This is a genomic window from Gemmobacter serpentinus, from assembly GCF_008973825.1.
Lineage (GTDB): Bacteria > Pseudomonadota > Alphaproteobacteria > Rhodobacterales > Rhodobacteraceae > Gemmobacter > Gemmobacter serpentinus.
This window is the reverse complement of record NZ_WCHR01000005.1, coordinates 295,713-309,745: the sequence shown is the minus strand read 5'-3', so window position 1 is coordinate 309,745 and position 14,033 is coordinate 295,713. Positions and strand designations below refer to the sequence as shown.

Genomic DNA, 14,033 nt, shown 5'->3' with positions numbered 1-14,033 from the left:
GAACGGTCCGGGCCGAAGACCGTTCCGGCCCGCGCATCACCGCCAGAAACCCGCTTCAAAAGGGTTCGTAAGGGGGAAATCCACATGCCATCCGACGTCAAACCGGCAAACACGTTTGAAGAGGGCCTGAAGGGCGCCTCTGAACGGGTTGCCGAATTCCAAGAAGAGAAGGGCCTGCTGAAGCGGGTTCAGCACTGGTTGCACCAGACACCTTCCGCCGTGCCGCTGTTCGTGCTGATCGTTGCACTGGTGGTTTTCGGCTTCCTGTCGCCCAACTTTTTCAAGGCGGCGACGCTTTCAACCATCCTGCAACAGATCGCCATTGTCGGCATTCTGGGCTGTGCGCAATCTCTGGTCATCCTGACCGCCGGGATCGACCTGTCGGTCGGGGCCATTGCGGTCTTTTCCTCGGTGCTGATGGGGCAGATGTCGTTCCGCTATGGGATCCCGGCACCGCTGGCCATCGGGATCGGGTTGCTGCTTGGCACCGCGATGGGCTTTGTAAACGGCTGGCTGGTCGCCAAGGTGAAACTGCCGCCCTTCATCGTCACGCTGGGCACATGGCAGATCCTGCTGGCCTCGAACTTCATCTTTTCGGCCAATGAAACCATCCGCTCCTCCGATATCGCGAAGGATGCGCCCGCGCTGCAATTCTGGGGCCAGTCGATCCAGCCGGGCGGGATCAAGGTGCTTTATGCCGTCTTCCTGATGGTCGCGCTGGTGGCGATCCTGGCTTATATCCTGCGCCACACCGCCTGGGGCCGCCATGTCTATGCCGTGGGCGACGATCCCGATGCGGCCGAACTTGCGGGCGTGCGCACCAAGCGCGTGCTGATCGAGGTCTATGCCTTGGCAGGGTTCTTCTGCGCCATTGCGGGCTGGGTGATGATCGGGCGCTTCGGGTCGGTTTCGCCGACCGCCTCTACCGGCCAGCTTGGCAATATCCAGTCGATCACCGCCGTGGTGATCGGGGGGATCAGCCTCTTTGGCGGGCGCGGCTCCATCGTCGGCATGTTCTTCGGGGCGCTGATCGTGGGGGTCTTCGAGATGGGCCTGAAAATGGTCGGCACCGATCCGCAATGGACCTTCTTCCTGATTGGTTTGCTCATCATCCTCGCTGTGGCGGTGGATCAATGGATCAGAAAGGCTTCGGCATGACGCAAGAACCTCTTCTCAAGGCGCGTGGTCTGGTCAAGCGTTACGGCAAGGTGACTGCGCTCGACCATTGCGACTTCGATCTGATGCCGGGCGAGATTCTGGCGGTGATCGGCGACAATGGCGCGGGGAAATCCTCGCTCATCAAGGCGCTGTCGGGGGCCGTGCAACCCGATGAGGGCGAGATCACGCTGGACGGCAAGCCGGTCAGTTTTGGCAGCCCGCTGGATGCGCGCGCCCATGGTATCGAATGCGTTTATCAGACGCTGGCCATGTCGCCCGCCTTGTCGATTGCCGATAACATGTTCATGGGGCGCGAGCTGCGCAAACCCGGGATCATGGGCAGCCTGCTGCGCAAGCTCGACCGTCCGGCGATGGAAAAGTTTGCCCGCGAAAAGCTGAATGAGCTGGGTCTGATGACGATCCAGAACATCAACCAGCCGGTCGAGACGCTTTCGGGCGGCCAGCGGCAGGGGGTGGCGGTGGCGCGGGCGGCGGCCTTCGGCTCCAAGGTGGTGATCCTGGATGAGCCGACGGCGGCGCTTGGCGTCAAGGAAAGCCGCCGCGTGCTGGAACTGATCCGCGATGTGCGCGCGCGGGGCATTCCGATCATCCTCATCAGCCACAACATGCCGCATGTCTTCGAGGTGGCCGACCGCATCCATATCCACCGGCTGGGCCGCAGGCTCTGTGTCATCAAGCCGGGCGATTATTCGATGTCGGATGCCGTGGCCTTCATGACCGGGGCGAAATTGCCCGAAGGCGTGAGCGAGGCGGCATGACACCGGAAGATCTGGCCGCGCTGATCCGTCAGCGGGCCGAAGCCATGGGGCAGGGCCAAAGTCGGGGGCGGTTCATCACCGCCCTTGCCGGCCCGCCCGGCGCGGGCAAGTCGACGCTTGCCAGCGCGGTGGTTGCGGCACTTGGTGCCGGTGCGCGCGTTGTGCCGATGGATGGCTTCCATCTCGACAATGCTGTGCTGACCGCGCACGGGCTTTTGCCGCGCAAGGGCTGCCCGGAAAGTTTCGATGCGGGGGGCTTTGTCCATCTGATCCGCCGCTTGCGGGCCGAGGATGAGGTGGTGATCCCGACCTTTGACCGCAAGCTGGATCTGGCCCGCGCGGGCGGCGACGTGGTGCGGACTGATGACCGGATTCTGGTGGTCGAGGGCAATTATCTGCTGCTCGATGCCGACCCTTGGGCGCAGGCGCGCGGGCTTTACGATCTGACCGTGGCGCTGGATGTGCCCGAGGCGGAGCTGGAACGGCGGTTGATCCGGCGCTGGCTGCATCACGGGCTGGACCTGCCCGCCGCCAAGGCGCGGGCGCTGTCCAACGACATTCCCAATGCGCATCGCGTGGTGCGGGGCAGCGTGGCGGCAGAGATCACGCTGCGGCAATGACCGGCTGCTTCGGCCCCCGGTTTTTGCCCCCCTCCATTTCCGCGCTGTATGGCTTCACCCTTGCCATCGCGCCCCTGCGGTTTCATGTAAGGGAAAATGAGAAGGGGCGCGCGATGACAGCGGATACACGCATACCGGAAGTGCAGATCATCTGGGAAGACGGGGCCGACCGTGATCTGCCGCTGCCCAGCTATGAAACCCCCGGCGCGGCGGGGGCCGATCTGCGCGCCAATCTGCCCGAGGCCGATCGCGCCACCGGCATCACCCTTGCGCCCATGGAACGCCGTCTGATCCCCACCGGCATCCGGATCGAGATCCCGGCAGGCTATGAGGCACAGGTGCGCCCGCGTTCCGGCCTGTCGCTGAAACACGGGATTTCGATGCCCAATACCCCCGGCACCATAGACAGCGATTATCGCGGCCCGCTGGGGGTGCCGGTGATCAACCTCGGCGCCGAGCCCTATACCCTGCAGCATGGCGACCGCATCGCGCAGATGATCGTGGTGCCGGTGGTGCAGGCGCGCTTTGCCGTGGTCGAACATCTGAGCGAGACCGCGCGCGGTGCGGGTGGCTTCGGCTCCACCGGCAAACGCTGACCGGGCGATGATCCCGGTTCTTGCCGCCTTTGCCGCAATCTGGTTCATCGGCCGCATCATGGCTGTGCCCGCGCGGCAACGGCTGGGGCTGATCGGGGTTCTTTGGGCGGCCGTGGTTCTGGCGCTTCTGCTGCTGCCCGAGGGTGGCTTGCGGCAGGCGCTTGGGGGCGATGCGCGCTATTGGCTGGTGCTGGGCGGCCTTGCGGCAACGGTGCTGGGCTACCGTGCCGCCCTTGCCACACTGCGCCGCCGCTCGGCCCCGCCGGTCGAGGCCACGCCCGCGCCGCTGTTCCGCGAGGCAGAGGTCAATCGCTATTCCCGCCACCTGCTGATGCGCGAGATCGGCGGACCGGGGCAGGCGCGGCTGAAGGCCGCGCGGGTGCTGGTGCTGGGGGCGGGGGGGCTTGGTAGCCCGGTCTGCCTTTACCTTGCCGCCGCAGGCGTGGGCCGCATCACTGTGGTCGATGATGATGGCATCGACAGTTCCAACCTGCAACGTCAGATCATCCATCGCGATGCCGGGATCGGCAGCCCCAAGGCGCTGTCGGCGGCGGCGGCGATGCGCGCCCTGAACCCGTTTATCGAGGTCACCCCGCTTGTGACCCGGCTGGAGGAAAGCGGCGCGGCGGCGGCTCTGGCAGACCACGATCTGGTGCTGGATGGCAGCGACAATTTCGCGACCCGCTATCTGCTGAACCGTCTGGCGGCGCAGGCGGGCATTCCGCTGATTTCCGGCGCGATGACGCCCTGGGAGGGGCAGGTGTCGCTGTTCGACCCCGCGCGCGGCACGGCCTGTTACGCCTGCGTCTTTCCCGAGGCCCCGCCGCCTGGAACGGTGCCCGCATGTTCCGAGGCTGGCGTTGCAGCCCCCTTGCCCGGCATCATCGGGTCGATGATGGCGATGGAGGCCGTGAAACACCTGACCGGCGCCGGCCAGACTCTGGCCGGGCGCCTGCTGATGCATGACGCGCTGAACTGCGAGACGCGGGTGATCAAGGTGAAGCCGCGTGCAGGGTGTCCGGTTTGTGGTGGGGGAGTGACGGTGGCGCGCGCGTGAGGGAGGAAGAGCCCTAGCGGACGGTCTGAGGTCCGTCCAAGTCATAATGCCCCATCAAACCTCCTTCAACCTGCCTAGCAAGGTCTTCAGTTTTGCGCTCCCCGTTCAGACGTAACACCGGAGCAGATTGCTTGCTCAGCCAGTTCTGGTGCTGTGCAATATTTCGTCCGCTGAACCCCGGGTCGTCGTAGCGTGATGCCCAATCCCGAAACGCCATGTGGGCCTCATACATATCGCCACCCGGCAAAATGCGAGGTCCATGGCGTGCCGCCTCTCGTTGGTCGAGGCGCTGGAGGCGCATATGGGTTGGGGTATGCAGGAATACGATCAGATCCACATCCTGAATGAGTGCGTCACCCCATCCGATGAATGATCCCGTAAGAACCCAGCCCGCGCGCGTATCCTGACGATCTTGTATCAGTCGGACCCGCTCTTCTGGGGGGCGTTTCGCACTGAACGGCGGATCGGTCGGCATCCAATAGTAATCGTCCACATCAATTTGCGGGACATTGAAACGTTGCGACAGCGCGCCGCCCAAAGTCGAAACTCCTGAACATGACGCCCCTGTCAGATAGACGCGCGGCTTTTGTGACATCGTCCGCCCCTTATCGTAGCTCAGTGTGATTGCTCATTGCTATGACCCGCACAGTGCGTGCATGGCAGCTCTCACTAACCTATACTAGATCCGCTTGCAGGGGGGGCGTCGTGATCGACGCATTGCACCCTTGGCCACCCCTTGCCACAATGGAACCGCACGGAGATCGCATATGAGACAGAAGGGCCGGTTGGTGAGGGGACCTGCAGATTACATACTCCTCGCTATGCAATGGGTTATCCTGCTCTGGGGGATTTTCACGGCTTTAATGGCGCTACACCTTTATACTATCGAAAACGCTTACCTTTCAGCACTTCCACCAGCCCCTCCCAATGTGGATTATTTCTTGCCGCCGACCGCGCACAGATTGGTTGTCGGCCTCTGCACCGGGTTCGCAACGATGGGCATCGGGGGCATACTCTTCTATTTGCGGCGGTTGTATCTCGCACGCTGACTGTCCAGCCTGTCCGCAGAGCAGACATCCGCCTTTACTCTTGCAAGCAAGACCAGATCGGCCTGCGGGCTTGGATCCACGGGCTTCCCTGTTCTATGCCGGCGAGACCTCAGGGTCGTATCAAACGCGTACCGACCACTCCGCTCATATCGCGAAAACGCTCCAAGCCCCACCTCCACTTGCCACCGACCTGACGCAGCGCCATAGTCGCGCGCAAATGCTCTGTGACAGGGGGACCCCGATGAAACTGACCGCAGCACTGCCTGCCGCTTTGGCCACCCTTGCGCTTGGCCTGACCGCAACCGCAACACTGGCCCAAGGCCTGCCCGATCTTGCCGGGCGCGAGGTGGTGGTGGTGACCGAAAACGCCTATCCTCCGCTGCAATTCATCGATGCCGAGGGCAAGCCGGTCGGTTGGGAATATGACGCGGTGGCGGCGTTGGCCAAGGCGCTGAACTTTACCGTGAAATATGAAAACACCAGCTGGGATGCGATGATCCCCGGGGTTTCCACCGGCCAGTATGACATGGGGATGACCGGCATCACCATCCGCGAGGACCGCAAGGAACAGGTCGATTTCTCGACGCCCTATATGACCTCGGAAATGGTCATGCTGGTGCGCGGCGACGAGACGCGGTTCTCGGATGCCAAAAGTTTTGCCGCCGATGCCGATCTGCTGATGGCGGCACAACCCGGCACCACGCCCTTCTATGTCGGCGTCTATGAGGTGCTGGATGGCAATGAGGCCAATCCGCGCATCAAGATGTTCGAGACCTTCGGGGCCGGTGTCGCGGCACTTCGGGCGGGCGATGTCGATCTGGTGCTGACCGACAGCACCGGCGGCAATGGCTATGTCGCGGCCTCGGACGGCGCGCTGAAGATCGTGGGCGAGAAACTGGGGGCGGAAGAGTTCGGCTTCATCTTCCCCAAAGGCTCCGATCTGGTGGCCCCGATCGATGCGGGCATTGCGGCGCTGCGCGCCGATGGCACGCTGGATGCGCTGAACCAGAAATGGTTCGTTGATTACACGATGGGGCAATGAGGGGTTTTCTGGCCTCAAAGGTATGAAGACCCAAGATAAACCGGATTTTCCGTGGTGGCTCGTCGTGCTCTGTGCGGCGGGCCTTTGGCTGTTCTATGAGGTTTGGGCCAGCCCGCTTTACGCCCAGATCATGCAGAAACTGGCCAAGGGGATCGGCATCACCCTGACGGTCACTGTATTGGGCTTCACCGCCGCCGCAGCCCTTGGGCTGCTGCTGGCGCTTGGGGCAGGATCGCGGTTTATCGTCATCCGGCAGGCCGTGCGGCTTTATGTCGAGGTGGTGCGCGGCGTGCCGATCATTGTCTTGCTGCTCTATGTGGCCTTTGCCGCTACCCCGGCACTGGTCTGGTTGTGGAATGCAGCGGGTCTGCCCGAGGCGCGGGCGCGCGACGTGCCGCTGCTGTGGCGGGCGGGGATCGCGCTGACCATCGCCTATTCCGCCTTTCTGGCCGAGGTGTTCCGGGCGGGCCTCGCCTCGGTCGACCGGGGCCAGATCGAGGCGGCCGAGGCGCTTGGCCTGAATGGCTGGTTGCGCTTTCGGCTGATCGTGTTTCCGCAGGCCTTTCGGACCATCCTGCCGCCCTTGGGCAATGATTTCGTGGCGATGGTGAAGGACAGTTCGCTGGTCAGTGTGCTGGGCGTGGCGGATGTCACCCAATTGGCCAAGGTGACCGCGGCCGGGAATTTCCGCTATTTCGAGACCTATAATATCGCGGCACTGATCTATCTGACGCTGACAGTGGGGCTTTCGCTCATCCTGCGGCGGCTGGAACAGCGGCTGCGCGGACCCGAGCGGCGATAGGCCAGCGATCTGGTGTTCAACGCTGGACCTCGGCGGCGCGGGTGATAGGCTGCCGCCAAAGGAGACCCGCCTGATGACCAATCCGCTGCTTGCCCCCTGGACCGCCGCCTTCGAGATGCCGCCCTTCGCGGAGATCCGCGACACGGATTTCGCGCCTGCCTTTGACGCGGGGCTGGCCGAGGCGCGCGCGGCGATCGCCGCGATTGCCGACAATCCCGAGGCACCGAGTTTCGCCAATACCATCGAGGCGATGGAGGCGGCGGAGGCCACGCTCGACCGGGTGTCGGGCGTGTTCTACAATCTGGCCAGCGCCGACAGCACCGAGGCGCGCGAGGCGCTGATGCGTGATCTGGCCCCGAAGATGAGCGCGTTTTCATCCGAGGTCACCAATAACGCCGCCCTTTTCGCGCGGATCGAGATGCTCTGGCAGACCCGCGCAGACCTGGGTCTGAATGATGAACAGGCCCGCGTGCTGGAGCTGTATCATCAGATGTTCGTGCGGTCCGGTGCCCGTCTGCAAGGGGCGGAGGCCGCGCGACTGACCGAGGTGAAGGCGCGTCTGGCCGTGTTGGGCACCGCCTTCAGCCAGAACATTCTGGCCGAGGAACGCGACTGGTATATGGAACTGGCCGAGGCCGATCTGGCTGGCCTGCCCGATTTCGTGGTGGATGCGGCCCGCGCGGCAGGGTCCGAAAAGGGTCTGAACAGCCCGATCATCACCACCAGCCGCTCGCTGATCGTGCCCTTCCTGCAATTCTCGCCCAAGCGGGCCCTGCGCGAAAAGGCCTATGAGGCCTGGGTGGCGCGCGGCGCCAATGGCAATGCGCATGACAATCGCGCGGTTGCGGCCGAGATCCTTGCGCTGCGCCATGAGCGGGCGCAGCTACTGGGCTATGCCAGCTTTGCCGATTTCAAGCTGGAGCCTGAAATGGCCAAGACCCCTGCGGCGGTGCGCGATCTGTTGCTGCGGGTCTGGACACCTGCCCGGGCCAAGGCCGAAGAGGACGCGAAGATCCTGGAAGCCATGTTGCATGCCGATGGCGTGGCGGGGCCGCTGGAGCCCTGGGATTGGCGCTATTATTCCGAAAAGCGCCGCAAGGCCGAGCATGATTTGGATGAGGCCGCGCTGAAGCCCTATCTCAGCCTTGACGCGATGATCGCCGCCTGTTTCGACTGTGCGCATCGCCTGTTCGGCCTCGATTTCACGCCGCTGGACGGCGCGCTCTATCACCCCGATGCCCGCGCTTGGGATGTGCGGCGCGACGGCAAGCATGTCGCGGTCTTCATCGGCGACTATTTCGCGCGCGGGTCCAAACGGTCTGGCGCCTGGTGCTCGGCGATGCGCAGCCAGAAGCGTGCGGGCGGGCAGGAGATCACGCCCATCGTGGTGAATGTCTGCAATTTCGCCAAGGGCGATCCCTGCCTGCTGTCCTATGACGATGCGCGTACGCTGTTCCATGAATTTGGCCATGCGCTGCATCAGATGCTGTCCAATGTGACTTATGGCTTCATCAGCGGCACCTCGGTCGCGCGCGATTTCGTGGAACTGCCAAGCCAGCTTTACGAGCATTGGCTGGAAGTGCCCGAGGTGCTGGAAGACCATGCCCGCCACTGGCAGACCGGCGCGCCGATGCCGGCCGATATGCTGAAACGCCTGCTGGATGCGGGCACTTATGATCAGGGCTTTGCCACCGTGGAGTTCGTGGCCAGCGCCATGGTCGATCTGGCTTTCCACGAAGGCCCGGCCCCGGCCGATCCGATGCAGAAACAGGCCGAGGTGCTGGCCGGGCTGGGCCTGCCCCATGCGATCCGGATGCGGCACGCGACCCCGCATTTCGCGCATGTCTTTTCGGGCGACGGCTATTCCTCGGGCTATTACAGCTACATGTGGTCGGAGGTGATGGACGCCGATGCCTTTGCAGCCTTCGAGGAAACCGGCAATGCCTTTGACCCGGACACGGCGGCCAGGTTGGAGCGGTTCATCCTGTCCGCGGGCGGATCGCGCCCGGCAGAGGATCTGTATCTGGCGTTTCGCGGCCGGATGCCGGGTGTCGAGGCGCTGCTGAAAGGACGTGGCCTGCTGGACGCGGCCTGAGCGCGGTCAGCGCGGGGGACTTCACGTCCCCCGCACCCCCTGTGGAGTATTTTCACAAGCAGCAATGCAGGGGCGGGGTGATTTGATCAGCCCCTTGGGCGCAGGCTGCTGGGCGGGGCACCGAAAGACCTTGTGAAGGCGCGGGTCAGAGTGGCGGCGCTGGTGAAGCCGGTACGCAGCGCGATTTCGGCCAGCGGGTGGCGGGTGTCGGTCAGCAAGCGGCGCGCGGCTTGCAAGCGCAGCGACAGGCCATAGGCACCGGGTGTCAGGCCGAGATTGATGCGGAAAAGCTGCTCCAGGCGGCGAGGGGACAGGTTCAGCGCAGCGGCTGTGTCAGCGGCGGATTCTGGCGCATCCAGCCGTGCCTCCATCCGTGCAATCGCTTGCGCCACGCGCGGATCAAGGCGCGGGTCGGGGCGGGTCGCGGTGATCTGCGGCTCGGATGCGGGGCGCGGGGTGGTCACGAAGCTGGCAGCCACTTGCAAGGCGACGGCCGCGCCCTGACGGCTGCGGATCAGATGCAGCATGAGGTCGGTCGCGGGGGCGGCACCGCCTGCGGTGAAGTAGCGATCCGACAGGATGAAGCGGTCCGGCACCACCTCGATCTCCGGATGGCTGGCGGCGAAATCCTCCAGATCCTCCCAATGCACCGTGGCGCGCTGGCCATCGAGCAGGCCCGCGCGCGCCAGCACCCAGCCGCCGGCATCAATGCCGCCAATGGCGCGAAAGCGCGGGGCAAGCCGGCGCAGGTCGCGCAGTAGGGGCTTCGTTGCGACCTCGGACTGGCGATAACCCGCGATGACGATCAGCGCCTCGGCCCCTTCGGCGGCGCGCAAGGGCCCGGAGGCAGGCAATTCGATCCCGCAGGTCAGCGGCACCGCCTGACCCGAGGGCGAGACAACGCGCCAGCGATAGGCCTCGCGCCCTAGATGCCGGTTGGCGGCGCGCAAGGGATCCAGCGTCGCCGCAACCTCAAGGATCGAGGATTGCGGCAGGACCAGCAGGGCGAGGCTGAGCACCTGCTGCGATGCGGCGAAGATCGTTGCGGTTTTCGACATGCCTCTTTCGTAAATTGCAAAGCTGCGCCCGTCCAGCACGATAAGCTGGCCGCAACAGAGGAGATCCATGATGCCCTTGGCCATGAACCGCGAAGTCTTCATCACCTGCGCCGTGACCGGCTCTGGCGGCACACAGGACCGCAGCCCGCATGTGCCGCGCAGCCCGGCGCAGATTGCCGAAAGCGCGATTGCGGCAGCCAGGGCGGGGGCGGCGGTCGTGCATTGCCATGTGCGCGATCCCGAAACCGGCAAGCCCGCCCGTGACCCGGCGCTGTATCGCGAGGTGACCGAGCGCATTCGTGACAGCTCGGTCGATGTGGTGCTGAACCTGACCGCCGGGATGGGGGGCGATCTGCTGTTTGACGGCACCGAAAACATGACCCGGATGTCACCGCGATCCGATATGGCGGGGGCGGAAGAGCGCGTCGCGCATGTCGTCGAATGCCGCCCCGAGATCTGCACGCTGGATTGCGGCACCATGAACTTTGCCGAGGCCGATTATGTGATGGTCAACACGCCGGGCATGTTGCGCGACATGGCCGCGCGCATGGTAGCGGCAGGCACAAGGATCGAGATCGAGGCCTTTGACACCGGCCATCTGTGGTTCGCCAAGCAATTGGCGCATGAGGGGATCATCCCCGATCCGGTGCTGGTGCAGCTGTGCATGGGCGTGCCATGGGGCGCGCCGGATGATCTGAACACCTTCATGGCGATGGTGAACAATGTGCCCTCTCATTGGAACTGGAGCGCCTTTGCCATTGGCCGCAACCAGATGGCCTATGTGGCGGCGGCGGTGTTGGCGGGCGGCAATGTGCGGGTCGGGCTGGAGGACAACCTGTGGCTCGACAAGGGGGTGCTGGCCACCAATGCGCAGCTGGTGGAACGCGCGGTCTCCATCATCTCCAATATGGGCGCGCGGGTGCTGACACCGGCCGAGGTGCGCACCAAGCTGAACCTGGAAAAACGCGCGCCGCTGGCGAAGTGAGGGCATGATGGCAAGAAAAGCGGCAATCATCGGCGGTGGCGTCATTGGCGGCGGCTGGGCCGCGCGCTTCCTGCTCAATGGCTGGGATGTGGCGGTGTTCGATCCCGATCCGCAGGCGGAGCGCAAGATCGGCGAGGTTCTGGCCAATGCCCGCGCGGCGCTGCCCGCGCTGTCGGATGTTCCGATGCCTGCCGAGGGGCGGCTGTCCTTCGCGGGCACCGTGACCGAAGCCGTGGAGGGTGCCGAATACATTCAGGAAAGCGTGTCGGAGCGGCTGGACCTGAAGCACCGGGTCTTTGCCCAGATCCAGCAAGTGGCGCCGGGCGTGTTGATCGGGTCATCCACCAGCGGGTTCAAGCCGTCGGAGCTGCAACAGAATGCCCCCGATCCGGGGATGATCTTCGTGGCCCATCCTTTCAACCCGGTCTATCTTCTGCCCTTGGCCGAAGTGGTGCCAAGCCCTGCCAACCCGGCAGAAGCAATTGAAAACGCCAAGGAAATCCTGCGCGAGATCGGGATGTTCCCCCTGCATATCCGCAAGGAGATCGACGCGCATATCGCCGACCGTTTCCTTGAGGCGGTCTGGCGCGAGGCGCTGTGGCTGGTGAAGGATGGCATCGCCACCACCGAGGAGATCGACGAGGCGATCCGCATGGGCTTTGGCCTGCGCTGGGGACAGATGGGCCTGTTCGAGACCTACCGCGTGGCGGGGGGCGAGGCGGGCATGAAGCATTTCATGGCGCAGTTCGGCCCCTGCCTGCAATGGCCCTGGACCAAGCTGACCGATGTGCCGGAATTCAACGATGAGCTGGTCGATCTGATCGCGGGCCAGTCGGATGCGCAATCGGGGCATCATTCGATCCGCGAGCTGGAGCGCATCCGCGACAGCAACCTGATCGGCTTCCTGCGCGCGCTGAAGGATCGCAACTGGGGCGCGGGCCGTGTGCTGCGCGACCATGATGCCCGCCGGGCCACCGCCTTCCATGAAGCCGGGGCCACAGGCGCGCCGCTTGTCATGGCGCAGATGCAGGTCCTGCCGGGCTGGATCGACTATAACGGCCATATGACGGAAAGCCGCTATTTGTTCGCGGCCTCGGAAACCTCGGATGCCTTCCTGCGGTTGATTGGGGCGGGGATGGATTATGTGGCGGCGGGGCACAGCTATTACACCGCCGAGACCCACATCATGCATCTGGGCGAATGCAAGCTGGGCGACCGACTGACCGGCAGCCTTCAGGTTCTGGCGGCGGATGAGAAGCGGCTGCATGTCTTCATCCGCATCCAGCGCGGCGATGAGGTGGTGGCAAGCCTTGAGCAGATGCTGCTGCATGTGGACATGAAGGCCAACAAGACCTGTCCGGCCGCAGCCGAGGTGCTGGCGCGGCTGAACCCGATTGCCGAGGCGCATAAGGCCCTGCCGCGCCCCGAGGCCGCCGGTCGTTTCACCGGCCAGCGGAAGGGCTGATCCCATGCAGTTTGGATTGACCGACGAACAGAAGATGATCGTCGAGACCACGCGCGCCTTCGTCGAGACCGAGCTTTACCCCTATGAGGCCGAGGTGGAGCGCACGGGCCATCTGCGCATGGACCTGATCCGCGAGATCCAGGGCAAGGCGATGGCGGCGGGGCTCTACGCCGCCAATATGCCCGAAGAGGTCGGGGGTGCCGGTCTCGATACCCTGTCCTGGCTTTTGTATGAGCGCGAGCTGGGCCGGGCGAATTACGCGCTGCACTGGACCTGTGTGGCGCGCCCCTCCAACATCCTGCTGGCGGGCACGGCGGAGCAGCGCGAGAAGTATCTTTTCCCTTGCATCCGGGGCGAGACCTGGGATTGCCTCGCCATGACCGAACCCGGCGCGGGGTCCGATCTGCGCGGCATGACCGCCAGCGCAAAACGCGAAGGCGGCGACTGGGTGCTGAACGGCACCAAGCATTTCATCAGCCATGCCGATATCGCAGGCTTTGCCATCGTCTTCATGGCCAGTGGCGAAGAGGACACCCCGCGCGGCAAGAAGAAGCGCATCACCGCCTTCTTCGTCGACAAGGGCACGCCGGGCTTCACCATCCGTGAGGGCTACCGCAATGTCAGCCACCGTGGTTACACCAATGCCGTGCTGGAATTTGACAATTGCCGCCTGCCGGATGCGCAGGTTCTGGGCGAGGCGCATCTGGGCTTTGAGGTCGCCAATACCTGGCTTGGTGCCACCCGATTGCAGGTGGCCGCGACCTGCCTGGGCCGCGCCGACCGGGCGCTGGGCCATGCCATCTCTTATGCGGCCGAGCGCAAGCAGTTCGGCCAGCAGATCGGCAAATTCCAGGGCGTCAGCTTCAAACTGGCCGATATGGCGATGGAGCTGAAAGCGGCGGAGCTGCTGACCTGGGATGCCGGCTGGCGCTTCGATCAGGGCAATGTGAGTGAGGCCGACATGTCGATGGCCAAGCTGAAGGCAAGCGAGGTTCTGGCGATGATCGCCGATGAGGCCATCCAGATCCATGGTGGCATGGGTCTGATGGATGATCTGCCGCTGGAACGGATCTGGCGCGATGCGAGGGTGGAACGGATCTGGGAGGGCACCTCCGAGATCCAGCGCCATATCATCTCGCGCGAATTGCTGCGGGCTGTGGGCGGCTGAACGGTTGCGCGGGGGGCTTTCTGCCCCCCACGGCCCCTGCGGGGCCTCCCCCCGAGGATATTTTTGAACAGATGATGATCAACGCAATGTTAACCGAATCTTGCGATGCTTCTCATGCGGGACAGGCGGGGACGCCGATGACCGTAACAGGTGAAGATT

At 64.2% G+C, this 14,033-nt stretch carries 13 protein-coding genes; 11 read left to right on the top strand and 2 right to left on the bottom strand.

Translation table 11 applies throughout. The annotated features are described in order from the left end of the window. Window positions 1–84: 84 nt before the first annotated feature. The 5 genes from GBJ34_RS03800 (at window position 85) to GBJ34_RS03780 (ending at window position 4,210) form a co-directional block, all read left to right on the top strand. On the top strand, window positions 85–1,158 hold the full coding sequence (locus GBJ34_RS03800) for an ABC transporter permease (protein ID WP_151717916.1): 1,074 nt from the start codon (window positions 85–87) through the stop codon (window positions 1,156–1,158). After that, a complete protein-coding gene (locus tag GBJ34_RS03795; RefSeq protein WP_226341031.1) occupies window positions 1,155–1,937 on the top strand; it encodes an ATP-binding cassette domain-containing protein in 783 nt (260 codons plus the stop codon). The genes GBJ34_RS03800 and GBJ34_RS03795 overlap by 4 nt, the downstream gene beginning before the upstream one ends. After that, complete coding sequence (locus tag GBJ34_RS03790; protein ID WP_151717914.1) at window positions 1,934–2,557, top strand: nucleoside/nucleotide kinase family protein; 624 nt, start codon at window positions 1,934–1,936, stop codon at window positions 2,555–2,557. The genes GBJ34_RS03795 and GBJ34_RS03790 overlap by 4 nt, the downstream gene beginning before the upstream one ends. Window positions 2,558–2,670: 113 nt before the next feature. Next, on the top strand, window positions 2,671–3,153 hold the full coding sequence (gene dut, locus GBJ34_RS03785) for a dUTP diphosphatase (protein ID WP_151717913.1): 483 nt from the start codon (window positions 2,671–2,673) through the stop codon (window positions 3,151–3,153). Between the two features lie 7 nt (window positions 3,154–3,160). Further along, window positions 3,161–4,210 carry a HesA/MoeB/ThiF family protein gene (locus GBJ34_RS03780; protein ID WP_151717912.1) on the top strand — a complete coding sequence of 350 codons (1,050 nt, stop codon included), beginning with the start codon at window positions 3,161–3,163 and terminating at the stop codon, window positions 4,208–4,210. 13 nt (window positions 4,211–4,223) lie between these two features. On the opposite strand, the gene GBJ34_RS03775 is transcribed toward GBJ34_RS03780, so the two are convergent. Continuing rightward, a complete protein-coding gene (locus GBJ34_RS03775) occupies window positions 4,224–4,805 on the bottom strand; it encodes an ATP-binding protein (protein ID WP_151717911.1) in 582 nt (193 codons plus the stop codon). Window positions 4,806–5,500: 695 nt separating this feature from the next. Here GBJ34_RS03775 and GBJ34_RS03770 point away from each other — a divergent pair. The 3 genes from GBJ34_RS03770 to GBJ34_RS03760 all read left to right on the top strand — a co-directional run bounded on the left by GBJ34_RS03770 (window position 5,501) and on the right by GBJ34_RS03760 (window position 9,198). Beyond that, complete coding sequence (locus tag GBJ34_RS03770) at window positions 5,501–6,301, top strand: transporter substrate-binding domain-containing protein (protein ID WP_151717910.1); 801 nt, start codon at window positions 5,501–5,503, stop codon at window positions 6,299–6,301. A 22-nt stretch (window positions 6,302–6,323) separates the two neighbouring features. Then, window positions 6,324–7,103, top strand: a complete 780-nt coding sequence (locus tag GBJ34_RS03765; RefSeq protein ID WP_151717909.1) for an amino acid ABC transporter permease — start codon at window positions 6,324–6,326, stop codon at window positions 7,101–7,103. Window positions 7,104–7,176: 73 nt separating this feature from the next. Next, window positions 7,177–9,198 (top strand): M3 family metallopeptidase, encoded by a 2,022-nt coding sequence (locus GBJ34_RS03760; protein ID WP_151717908.1) that lies wholly within the window; start codon window positions 7,177–7,179, stop codon window positions 9,196–9,198. A gap of 86 nt (window positions 9,199–9,284) precedes the next feature. Here GBJ34_RS03760 and GBJ34_RS03755 read toward each other — a convergent pair whose 3' ends face one another. Beyond that, entirely contained in the window at window positions 9,285–10,358 is a 1,074-nt protein-coding gene (locus GBJ34_RS03755) for a GlxA family transcriptional regulator (RefSeq protein ID WP_226341030.1), read from the bottom strand. On the opposite strand from GBJ34_RS03755, the gene GBJ34_RS03750 reads away from it, so the two are divergent. From GBJ34_RS03750 to GBJ34_RS03740, 3 genes are read left to right on the top strand one after another with little or no spacing between them, the layout of a single operon-like run. Next, a complete protein-coding gene (locus tag GBJ34_RS03750) occupies window positions 10,327–11,241 on the top strand; it encodes a BKACE family enzyme (RefSeq protein WP_151717984.1) in 915 nt (304 codons plus the stop codon). The two genes, GBJ34_RS03755 and GBJ34_RS03750, sit on opposite strands and share 32 nt — an antisense overlap. 7 nt (window positions 11,242–11,248) lie before the next feature. Further along, a complete protein-coding gene (locus GBJ34_RS03745) occupies window positions 11,249–12,706 on the top strand; it encodes a carnitine 3-dehydrogenase (RefSeq protein ID WP_151717983.1) in 1,458 nt (485 codons plus the stop codon). Window positions 12,707–12,710: 4 nt separating this feature from the next. Then, entirely contained in the window at window positions 12,711–13,874 is a 1,164-nt protein-coding gene (locus GBJ34_RS03740; protein ID WP_151717907.1) for an acyl-CoA dehydrogenase family protein, read from the top strand. Window positions 13,875–14,033 lie beyond the last annotated feature (159 nt).

What these genes read in the sequence shown, in the direction of transcription:
- GBJ34_RS03800 (WP_151717916.1), top strand. Translation starts at nt 85, where the DNA reads ATGCCATCCGACGTCAAACCGGCAAACACGTTTGAAGAGGGCCTGAAG.
- GBJ34_RS03790 (WP_151717914.1), top strand. Translation starts at nt 1,934, where the DNA reads ATGACACCGGAAGATCTGGCCGCGCTGATCCGTCAGCGGGCCGAAGCC.
- GBJ34_RS03795 (WP_226341031.1), top strand. Translation starts at nt 1,155, where the DNA reads ATGACGCAAGAACCTCTTCTCAAGGCGCGTGGTCTGGTCAAGCGTTAC.
- GBJ34_RS03745 (WP_151717983.1), top strand. Translation starts at nt 11,249, where the DNA reads ATGGCAAGAAAAGCGGCAATCATCGGCGGTGGCGTCATTGGCGGCGGC.
- GBJ34_RS03775 (WP_151717911.1), bottom strand. Translation starts at nt 4,805, where the DNA reads ATGTCACAAAAGCCGCGCGTCTATCTGACAGGGGCGTCATGTTCAGGA.
- GBJ34_RS03780 (WP_151717912.1), top strand. Translation starts at nt 3,161, where the DNA reads ATGATCCCGGTTCTTGCCGCCTTTGCCGCAATCTGGTTCATCGGCCGC.
- GBJ34_RS03770 (WP_151717910.1), top strand. Translation starts at nt 5,501, where the DNA reads ATGAAACTGACCGCAGCACTGCCTGCCGCTTTGGCCACCCTTGCGCTT.
- GBJ34_RS03750 (WP_151717984.1), top strand. Translation starts at nt 10,327, where the DNA reads ATGCCCTTGGCCATGAACCGCGAAGTCTTCATCACCTGCGCCGTGACC.
- GBJ34_RS03760 (WP_151717908.1), top strand. Translation starts at nt 7,177, where the DNA reads ATGACCAATCCGCTGCTTGCCCCCTGGACCGCCGCCTTCGAGATGCCG.
- GBJ34_RS03755 (WP_226341030.1), bottom strand. Translation starts at nt 10,358, where the DNA reads ATGAAGACTTCGCGGTTCATGGCCAAGGGCATCATGGATCTCCTCTGT.
- GBJ34_RS03765 (WP_151717909.1), top strand. Translation starts at nt 6,324, where the DNA reads ATGAAGACCCAAGATAAACCGGATTTTCCGTGGTGGCTCGTCGTGCTC.
- GBJ34_RS03740 (WP_151717907.1), top strand. Translation starts at nt 12,711, where the DNA reads ATGCAGTTTGGATTGACCGACGAACAGAAGATGATCGTCGAGACCACG.
- dut (WP_151717913.1), top strand. Translation starts at nt 2,671, where the DNA reads ATGACAGCGGATACACGCATACCGGAAGTGCAGATCATCTGGGAAGAC.